This is a genomic window from Streptomyces sp. NPDC006174, from assembly GCF_040614075.1.
Taxonomy (GTDB): Bacteria; Actinomycetota; Actinomycetes; order Streptomycetales; family Streptomycetaceae; genus Streptomyces.
Map to the genome: position 1 here is coordinate 513,399 of NZ_JBEXTJ010000005.1, position 7,852 is coordinate 521,250.

Sequence of the window (7,852 nt, forward strand, 5' to 3'; positions counted from 1 at the left end):
GCGACCCGCCCGCAGTCATGATCAGCTCTGGGCCGTCTAGGGGCCGTGAGGCCCGGACGAGCGGTTCAAGTACACCTTGTCCATGGCGATGCGGGCCCGTCCCTCGCTGCTCGGAAGCAGGTGGGTGTAGGTCCGCAGGGTGAACCCGGGATCGGTGTGCCCGAGGTACGTACTGAGCGCCTTGATGTTCTCTCCGGCGTCCAGGAGCACGGAGGCGTAGAAGTGCCGCAGTGCGTGCATCCCGTGCTCTCTCGCGGCCGTATGGCGCTTGCCCGGTTCGGCCGGCGGGATGACGTCGGCCGCGACGAGAGCGGACTTCCACAGCCGAGTGTTGAAGTCGGTACGCCGTACCGCGCCCTTCCCGTCCGGCCGGATGAAGAGAAGGCGCTTCGTGACCGGCTTCCCGTCCGGGCGTGCCCACGGCAGAGTCACGGCCACGGGAGAGAAGTCGGCCAGATGCTTCTTCAAAGCGTCGGCCACATGAGGCGACAGAGGAACGTCCCGCACCTTCTGACGCTTGGGGAGGGCGAACATCAACTCGCCCTGCACAAGCTTGACTTGGCATCTGACGTGCACCCAGCCTGCACCGAATCGGACCTCCTCCTCCGCCAGGCCGAAAATCTCACCTTGACGAAGGCCGCAACCCGCACCGAGATCGACCATGGCGCGGTACTGCTCAGGCAGCGCGGCCTGTACCGCAAAGACCCGGTCCGCAGCCCACGGCACGACCTGGTGGGGGTTCCGTGCCGGGGCTCGCACGGTGCTGGCGCTGCAAGGGTTCTTGCGCATGTACTCGTCGTCCACGGCAGCGTTGAGGATCGCTGAGACGCTGGAAAAGATGACGCGCCGATACGAGGTTGCCGGGATAGCCCGCTCCAGCTCGGCCAGCCAATCGCGGATGTGCTCGGGCTTGAAGGAGCCGAGAGGTCGTGACCCGAGGTAGGGAAGTGCGTGCAATCGGATCTGCGAGTTCACCGACTCCCGAGATGCCGGGTCCGAGGTCTGCGCCTTGAGCCAGCGCTCGGCGTACTCCCGGAAGGTGGTCTGCGCCAACGTCGGGTCAACGTACTGCCCGCTGTCCATGTCCGCGGCGGTCTTGATCAGCCAGGCTTCGGCCTTGCGCTTCTGCTTGTCGGGGAAGCTCTTGGACTTCTCCGTGCCGTCCGGGCCGATGTAGCGGGCGCGGTAGCGCAGGCCGAATTCCGTAGCGGTCGGTCTTGACGCGTATGGGCTTGCCGGTGGGTCCGGGTTCGGTCTTGTACCAGCGGTCTTGGATGTGTTCGGCCATCAGGCGGCCCCTTCCATCAGGGAGGCGACCCAGGCGCGTACGTCTTCGGGGTCGTAGCGGAGGTGTCGGCCGACGCGGAAGCCGCGGGGGCCGGTGTCCTTGCGGCGCCACTGGTAGACCGTTTCGACCGGGACGCCGAGGAGGTCGGCCAGATCGACCGGGGTCAGGTAGCGGTCGGGGAGAGGCAGCTTCATGCCCACACCTCCGGTCCGTCGAGGGCTTCGAGTTCGGCGCGGTGTTCGCGGGAGTGGTCGCGGTTGTGTTGGATGTCGCGGTGGATGTTGGCGGCGAGCCAGGATTCGCCGGGGGTGTGGCCGTTTCCGGCGTAGGCCCAGTGCGCGAGCGTGAGCGTGGAGGCTTCGGGGTGGTCGTCGGGGTCGGGGAGTCCGAGGGCGGCGCGTTGTTCGGCGGCGCGGTAGTCGGCGCGGACCTGGCGGAGGGCGCCGAGGGTGGTGGAGTAGGCGCGGGATTTGGTGGAGAAGTGGCCGCGGAAGCCGAGCATGTGGGCCCAGTCGCGGAGCTTGCGTTCCGGGTAGGCGTGGTGCAGGTCCAGGCACGCCTCGATCAGCCGCCGAGGGTGCTCGGGCACGTCGAGGAGGACCAGGGCTTCCTTGTTCCCGATCCGGTGGTCGACGGTGCCGGTGGTCTCGGCGGCTTTGGTGGCGTATTTGGCGACGTAGGAGGCGACGGCGTGTTCGGTGAGGTCTTCGCCGTTGCCGAACGCGCCGATGGGTTGCACGTCGAGCTGCGTGCCCCACCGCAGCGTCCAACCGTCGTTGATCCCGGCTTCCGGAACGGCCGGCACGACTACTTCGACCCGGGCGGCAGCGGCGCGGATCGCGTCGTCCAACAGATCGAGGGTGGCCCAGGCCGGGGGCGGGGTGTCGGGGCCTTCGGGTCCGTCGAAGCGGATGACCGCGTGGAAGTGCACGGCACCGCGCTTCTGGTACTCGGCGACCTTGCCGAAGGAGACTTTGGACTGTTCGCGGGCGGCTTTCTGGGTGAGTCCGGCTCGCTTGGCGATTTCGCGGCGGAGGTAGATCGTGAAGTAGCGCCAGAGGTCGGAGGAGTGGTTGTTCCACAGCACCGCCCCCGCATAGTCGTACGTGTCCGGGTCCAGCGGCGTGCCCAGCTCCGGGGCGTCCTCCGGGTGCCGGACACCGCAGCGGCAGGGCCGGTTGCCGGGCCGGTTATGGACCGGACCGAACGACGGGGCCGTCAAGGTCGCGAAGACCCGCGGATGATCCCGGATCGTCGTCGGGGTGCCCTTATCCGGATCACCGGTGAGTCCGGCGCGGATGAGGTGGTAGGTGTCGCCTGCGTAGGTCCAGGCGCAGGCGGGGCAGCGGGAGGCGCGGCGGTTGCCGCAGGCGATCCGTAACCGGCCACCTGGCTCGGTGTCCGTGGAGTAGTGGTGGAGCAGGGTGCCGGTGGTGCGGTCGATGGTTTTGGTGGCGCCGGTGAGGTGGATGGGCTGGGAGCAGCCTCCGGTGCGGCGGAGTTGTTCGGTGAGGCGGTCGAAGCCGGGAGACCCGACCACCCGGAGCAGATCGCCCAAGGTGGCCGGGTCCAGGCCCGCCGCAATGGCAGCGGTGGTCATGGTCAGCGCCCCGCCCGGCCGTGCGCGGCACCGTGGTTCGCGGTATAGCCCTCAACCAGGGCCTTGACCTGGCTGTCACCGGTCGCGGTCGCGGAGGCTCCGCAGTGGCAGACAGCCGAGCCGGTGGCCGGGGCGTTCGGGGAGGGCTTGCTGACGTGGAGACCCGGGCGGTCCGGGGTCGGGGTCAGGTCGGCCATGCCCCTCACGCCCCGATCCGGGTGTGGGCGCGGGCGGAGGAGGTGGTGTGGCCGGTGCCGCGGCAGGCGGGGCAGTTCGCGGTGATGGTCTGGCGCTGCCCGTCAAGGGTGGTCTGGCCGGTGGTGATGGTGACAGTGGGGAAGCCGTCGCAGTGGGCGCAGATCGGCCGGGGCAGGGTGTGCTGGGGCATGATGGGATCTCCCTTTCGGGTCCGTTGGATCTGGGATGGGTTGGGCGCCCGGGGCGGCGGAAGTTTGGCGACCGAGGCCGCCCCGGGGGCCGGTTAGCGTCGGCGGTTGCGGCGCGGGGCCTTGATCGGGGGCAGGGCGTCGTAGGACTCCTGACCGGCCTGGAACGAGGCGGCGTCCTTCTCGCCGGTGGCGTTGGCGTCGTACTCGCGGCCGATGCGGCGCATGGTCTTGCGGTCACGGTGTCGGCGGGCGATGGCGAACTCCCGGCCCAGCTCGGTCATGGCGGGGTTGGTCGGGGTGTCGTTGCTCTTGCGGCTGAAGAAGCCCATGTCAGTTGCCTTTCTGGTTGTTGAGGAGCGAGCGCAGGACCACGGCGCACAGGGCGACCGAGGCGGCGGTGATCGCGGTGGCCAGGAGCATGGAGACCAGGACCGTGCCGATGATCAGGACCATGGCGGTCCCGCCCGCGGCGGCGACGAGGAGCGAGCCCGGGGTGAGCTGAACGGCCGGCGGGGAGACCGGAGCAGCCGGGGCGGGCGCCGGAGCCGGGGCGACGCTGGGGCTGTGGTGGCAGGTACAGGCCGGGGCGTGGGTGATGCCGGTCAGCGGCTGGACCAGGGACGTTGCCGGGGTGGGGGCGGTGTCCGGGGGCGGGATTTTCGGGGTGAACACGGGCGGGCCTCCTGTCAGGGGTTGCAGCGGTGGGTGCGGGCGGCGAGTTCGGCGGCGGAGCGGTTGAGGTAGTCGGCGGAGAAGTCGCAGCCGGGGGCGGTGCAGGCGGCGACGTGCTTGGTGCGTCCCCGGCCGTCGTAGTGGGTGCCGACCTGAACGGGTCTGACGCGGAGCACGTTCGTGAAGCGATTCGGGCGCGGCATGTCAGTTCTGCTTCCTGTGGTTGGGGCCGAGCCATTCGGCACGGATGCGGTTGGCTTCGGCGGGGTCGGTGGTGCGGTTGGCGGCCTCTTCCACGAGGAGCCGGGCCAGAGTCGGGCGGCCACTCTCGGCAATCTCGCGTGCAGCGCTGAGGAACTCAGAGACGTGGGTAAATCGGTGCATGGCCATGTCGGTTTCCCTTCAGGCGAGTTGGGCGGTGATGGCGTCTGCGAGGGGTGCGGGGACGCCGAGGCGGGCGCGCAGGGTGGCGGAGTCGATCCGGCTTCCGGTGGTGGCCTGGTGGGTGTCGGCGAGCTTCCGGGCGTGGTCCAGAAGGGCCGGAGGAACGGCCGCGGCCGGAGCGGACACCGGAGCCGGAGCAGGTGCCGCGGCTTCCTCAGGAGCGGGAGCGGGCGGCAGTTCGGGAGCCGCCGGTTCGGGCGCCCGTTCCACGGTCACGTTCGGGACCGGTTCGGGCTCGGAAGGGGCGGGCGGTGTTGCCGCGGGGACGGGTGCGGTCTCGGTCGGCGCAGCCTGGGGGCTGTGGACGAGGAGGGTTCCGCCGAGGAAGGCGAGGGCGGGCCATCCGGCGACGAGGATGCGCAGCCAGGCCGGGACGTCGCCGAGGTCGAGGAGTCCGGCGGTGGCGACGTTCGCACCGAGCGAGGCGGTGAGGGCGATGATGAACCAGGCCCAGGCGGCGCGGTTGTCTGCGGTGGTGCGCATGCGACGCCAGGCGGCGACGAGGAGCAGATCGACGCTGACGGGGTAGGCCCAGGCCTTCCAGCCGTCTTGTCCGGCGGCTGCGGCCAGGTCGTGCAGGTGGGCGAAGGACAGGGCACCGGCAATGACGGCCTGGATGAGTACGGCGTCGATTCGGATGCGGGACACGGGGTTCACCGCCCGGCACCGGGGCGTGAGGGTCAGGCGTCGGAGTCGGTGCCGGAGCCGAGGCAGTTGAGGCAGAGGCCGTCCTGCTGTCCGACCGGGCGGCGTTTGCGACCGACCCGCACCGTGATCGCGACGTTCCCGGTTCCACCGCACGGCTGGCACGGCGCCGGTTCGACCGGGACGGGGGTGGGATTCTTCGGGGTCTTGGTGATGGTCCGTTTGGTGGCCATGGCGGGGGTTCCTTCCGGTTCCGGGCATGGGCGGGGTAGGGACCCGGCGCGAGACAGTCACGCCAACTGGTCTTGCAGAGTTGGGAGTTAACTGGTTGCCGGGCGCGGCTTGAGGAAAGGTGAGCCCGGGGCCGGGGCGGCGGAAACGGCCACGCTCACGTACCGGGCGACGATGGATGTGTGCGGGCTGACGGTTGTCGGACCTGTCCACGGTGATCGAGGTGGCGGGGGCCTTATCGGCTGCCGGTATGATCAGGCACCCACCGTGATGGCCAGCGCACGGAAGCTGATCCCGTGCCGGGTCTGGCCGTTGAACGTGTTCTCCCAGTCCCGGGCCTTGAGACCCACCACGTGCACCATCGTCCCCGGGGCCAGACCCTCCGGGACACCCGTGCTCGGCACGGTCACCTGGTATAGGTTCCCCTCCCCTTCGTCCGCGACCAGCAGACCCACCGTCGCGAGCGGGGCACCGGTCTCCCGGTCGATGGCGATCTCGCCGGTCTGCTTGCTCACGAGCTTCGGCGTCGGAGGCGTCGCCACGAACACGACAGCGGACGAAGTGTCGATCTTGAAGGACGGCATCTGATACTCCCTGGATTGACGTGGAGCAGCCCAAAGTGGGCCCCCAAAGCCTCGCTGTCCTAGGACTGCGAGGCGCTAAGCAAGATGATGACCCGTAGTCCTGGGACTGTGTTTGACTAAGTTCTGACGAGAGGGGTTCGGGATGGCGCCCAAGTGGCGAGAGCTAGCGGACAAGCTGGCAGAACAGATCAGGCGTGGTGACTACGCTCCCGGTAAGCAGCTTCCGCACATCCGGGTGCTTGTGGAGGCGGGCGAGGGTTCCAAGTCCACCGTGCACGCCGCCTACAAGGCTCTCGAAGCCGAAGGTCTGGTCACTTCATCCCGAGGGCATGGCACGGTCGTGCGCCAGCAGGTGCCGCTTAAGCGTCTCGGCATCTCCCGGTATGACAAGGCCAAGTGGCGGGACGGCGACGAAGTGGCGTTCATCGCGGACCGTGTTGCGAGTGGACGTGCCTATCGCCGCAATGAGCAGACGCAGACCGTCAGTCTCGTAGAGGCTCCGCCCGCCGTATCGGAAGCGTACGGGCTGTCCGCAGGAGCTCAGGTGTATGCGCGGGCGCGTCTTGTGAAGGAAGGCGAGCAGCCCACCCACACGTTGACGAGCTACTACCGGCCTGAACATGTTGAGGGAACCGGCATCGTTGACCCAACTCCCGGACCCGCCGGCCGGGGTGGAGGGTTCCGGGTGCTCTACGACGCCGGTTACGAGATCGACCACATGAAGGAACGGATCTTCGCTCGGGCAGCCACAGCGGACGAGTCAAAGCTTCTCCAACTGCCGCCGGGTGAGCCAGTGGTCGAACTGCACCGGACGACGTACACGGCCGACGGCACCGTTGTGGAGGTCGCCATCGGGGTGCACGCGGCATCGCGCTTCGCCTGGGAATACGAGTTCCAGGTACCTGACTCGGCGACGGACAAGGAAGACCCGCAGTGATCTCCACACAGGACTGGGAAGACGCCCGGCGCATTTGGAGCTACCACCAGATGGGCCACACCCCTCAACCCTGCTCCGTTGCTATCGGGCTCGGCAGTCATGACCTTGGAGTCGCCGACACGTCGGTAGATTTTTACAAGCGCGGCATGGTGCCGCTCCTGCTCTTCACGGGGGCCACGAGCCCCACGACTCGCAAGCGGATGCCGCGGGGCGAAGCTGTCCACTACCGGGAGCGGGCACTCGAATTGGGCGTTCCTAGTGCGGCTGTCCTTGTTGAGCCGAGAGCGCGCAACACGGGTGAGAACATCCGCTTCTCACGGGAAGTGCTGGAGGAGGAGGGCGTGGAGGTGACCTCTGTCCTCCTTATCAGCAAGCCGTATGAGGAACGCCGGGCGTACGCCACTGCCCGCAAGCTGTGGCCTGAGGTGGAGATCGTCAGCGCGTCGACGCCGATGAGCCTGGACGAGTACGTGGACTCCATCGGCGACGCACGTTTGGTGATCGACATGCTTACGGGTGCGTTGCAGCGCCTGATGATCTACCCGGATCAGGGATTCATGATTAGCCAGCCCGTACCTGCCGACGTATCCGAGGCGTACCAGCGCCTCCGCCAAGCCGGTTTCACCAGCCGACTCCGGGCCACCGATTCGCCCTCCGCTTGACCGATGCCGAGAGCTGTTACAGGTTTCTCTACCTCATCAAGGCACCCGGCTCTGGCTGCGCCCGCGCTCCTGCCTTCGGCCCGCTCGGCGCTGCCGCCGCCGACGCGCGCCCGCTGTGTAGGCCCGTGGGGGCATGAGTCGAGAACCAAGCCCGCGGCTTCAAGAGGATGCCTCCGGCGGGGGCGCTCAGACTCCGGGATGGGACGGGGCGCCGTTCGCGAGTGCCGGCCGGAGCGGGGTGAGCGTCGTAGGGGCTCCCATCCCGACCACCTTCGACCTAGGCAGAGCCGAGCGGTCGCGGTTCAGGGCGTCAAGGTCGTTCGTACAGTGGCGCGCTCCACCTTGACGCCTTCGACCCACACACCGTGGAGCGGTCGCGGTTCAGGGCGTCAAGGTGGAG

13 protein-coding genes and 1 pseudogene are annotated in these 7,852 nt (G+C 68.6%); 2 read left to right on the top strand and 12 right to left on the bottom strand.

All coding sequences use genetic code 11. The features are described 5' to 3' along the window. Positions 1-36: 36 nt before the first annotated feature. From ABZ267_RS14585 to ABZ267_RS14640, 12 genes and pseudogenes are all read right to left on the bottom strand, one after another. Positions 37-1,288 (bottom strand): annotated as a pseudogene (locus ABZ267_RS14585) (site-specific integrase). Next, positions 1,288-1,482, bottom strand: a complete 195-nt coding sequence (locus ABZ267_RS14590) for a helix-turn-helix domain-containing protein (RefSeq protein ID WP_356755170.1) — start codon at positions 1,480-1,482, stop codon at positions 1,288-1,290. Before ABZ267_RS14590 ends, ABZ267_RS14585 begins: the two are co-directional and overlap by 1 nt. Continuing rightward, a complete protein-coding gene (repSA, locus tag ABZ267_RS14595) occupies positions 1,479-2,888 on the bottom strand; it encodes a replication initiator protein RepSA (RefSeq protein WP_356755172.1) in 1,410 nt (469 codons plus the stop codon). The genes ABZ267_RS14590 and repSA overlap by 4 nt, the downstream gene beginning before the upstream one ends. A gap of 2 nt (positions 2,889-2,890) precedes the next feature. Further along, positions 2,891-3,085, bottom strand: coding sequence for a hypothetical protein (locus ABZ267_RS14600; protein ID WP_356363774.1), 195 nt, complete (start codon positions 3,083-3,085; stop codon positions 2,891-2,893). A 5-nt stretch (positions 3,086-3,090) separates the two neighbouring features. Continuing rightward, the gene (locus tag ABZ267_RS14605; protein ID WP_356755174.1) at positions 3,091-3,276 is read right to left on the bottom strand and encodes a hypothetical protein; all 186 of its coding nucleotides are present in this window, start codon (positions 3,274-3,276) and stop codon (positions 3,091-3,093) included. Between the two features lie 93 nt (positions 3,277-3,369). After that, positions 3,370-3,606, bottom strand: a complete 237-nt coding sequence (locus tag ABZ267_RS14610; RefSeq protein ID WP_356755176.1) for a hypothetical protein — start codon at positions 3,604-3,606, stop codon at positions 3,370-3,372. Between the two features lies 1 nt (position 3,607). Next, positions 3,608-3,949 carry a SpdD protein gene (locus tag ABZ267_RS14615; protein WP_356755178.1) on the bottom strand — a complete coding sequence of 114 codons (342 nt, stop codon included), beginning with the start codon at positions 3,947-3,949 and terminating at the stop codon, positions 3,608-3,610. Between the two features lie 14 nt (positions 3,950-3,963). Next, the gene (locus ABZ267_RS14620) at positions 3,964-4,152 is read right to left on the bottom strand and encodes a mobile element transfer protein (RefSeq protein ID WP_356755180.1); all 189 of its coding nucleotides are present in this window, start codon (positions 4,150-4,152) and stop codon (positions 3,964-3,966) included. Between the two features lies 1 nt (position 4,153). Beyond that, positions 4,154-4,339: a hypothetical protein gene (locus ABZ267_RS14625; protein WP_356755182.1), complete on the bottom strand. Its 186-nt coding sequence runs from the start codon at positions 4,337-4,339 to the stop codon at positions 4,154-4,156. Positions 4,340-4,351: 12 nt separating this feature from the next. Next, positions 4,352-5,041, bottom strand: coding sequence for a DUF2637 domain-containing protein (locus ABZ267_RS14630; protein WP_356755183.1), 690 nt, complete (start codon positions 5,039-5,041; stop codon positions 4,352-4,354). 32 nt (positions 5,042-5,073) lie between these two features. Beyond that, the gene (locus tag ABZ267_RS14635; RefSeq protein ID WP_356755185.1) at positions 5,074-5,271 is read right to left on the bottom strand and encodes a hypothetical protein; all 198 of its coding nucleotides are present in this window, start codon (positions 5,269-5,271) and stop codon (positions 5,074-5,076) included. A gap of 252 nt (positions 5,272-5,523) precedes the next feature. Continuing rightward, on the bottom strand, positions 5,524-5,853 hold the full coding sequence (locus ABZ267_RS14640) for a hypothetical protein (protein WP_356755187.1): 330 nt from the start codon (positions 5,851-5,853) through the stop codon (positions 5,524-5,526). Positions 5,854-5,995: 142 nt separating this feature from the next. Between ABZ267_RS14640 and ABZ267_RS14645 the strand changes: the two genes are divergently transcribed. Further along, positions 5,996-6,790, top strand: a complete 795-nt coding sequence (locus tag ABZ267_RS14645; protein ID WP_356755189.1) for a GntR family transcriptional regulator — start codon at positions 5,996-5,998, stop codon at positions 6,788-6,790. Further along, the gene (locus ABZ267_RS14650) at positions 6,787-7,452 is read left to right on the top strand and encodes a YdcF family protein (protein WP_356755191.1); all 666 of its coding nucleotides are present in this window, start codon (positions 6,787-6,789) and stop codon (positions 7,450-7,452) included. Before ABZ267_RS14645 ends, ABZ267_RS14650 begins: the two co-directional genes overlap by 4 nt. The last annotated feature ends 400 nt before the right edge of the window (positions 7,453-7,852 follow it).

Coding starts and splice junctions, on each gene's coding strand:
- ABZ267_RS14590 (WP_356755170.1), bottom strand. CDS start 1,482: ATGAAGCTGCCTCTCCCCGACCGCTACCTGACCCCGGTCGATCTGGCC.
- repSA (WP_356755172.1), bottom strand. CDS start 2,888: ATGACCACCGCTGCCATTGCGGCGGGCCTGGACCCGGCCACCTTGGGC.
- ABZ267_RS14600 (WP_356363774.1), bottom strand. CDS start 3,085: ATGGCCGACCTGACCCCGACCCCGGACCGCCCGGGTCTCCACGTCAGC.
- ABZ267_RS14605 (WP_356755174.1), bottom strand. CDS start 3,276: ATGCCCCAGCACACCCTGCCCCGGCCGATCTGCGCCCACTGCGACGGC.
- ABZ267_RS14610 (WP_356755176.1), bottom strand. CDS start 3,606: ATGGGCTTCTTCAGCCGCAAGAGCAACGACACCCCGACCAACCCCGCC.
- ABZ267_RS14620 (WP_356755180.1), bottom strand. CDS start 4,152: ATGCCGCGCCCGAATCGCTTCACGAACGTGCTCCGCGTCAGACCCGTT.
- ABZ267_RS14625 (WP_356755182.1), bottom strand. CDS start 4,339: ATGGCCATGCACCGATTTACCCACGTCTCTGAGTTCCTCAGCGCTGCA.
- ABZ267_RS14635 (WP_356755185.1), bottom strand. CDS start 5,271: ATGGCCACCAAACGGACCATCACCAAGACCCCGAAGAATCCCACCCCC.
- ABZ267_RS14640 (WP_356755187.1), bottom strand. CDS start 5,853: ATGCCGTCCTTCAAGATCGACACTTCGTCCGCTGTCGTGTTCGTGGCG.
- ABZ267_RS14645 (WP_356755189.1), top strand. CDS start 5,996: ATGGCGCCCAAGTGGCGAGAGCTAGCGGACAAGCTGGCAGAACAGATC.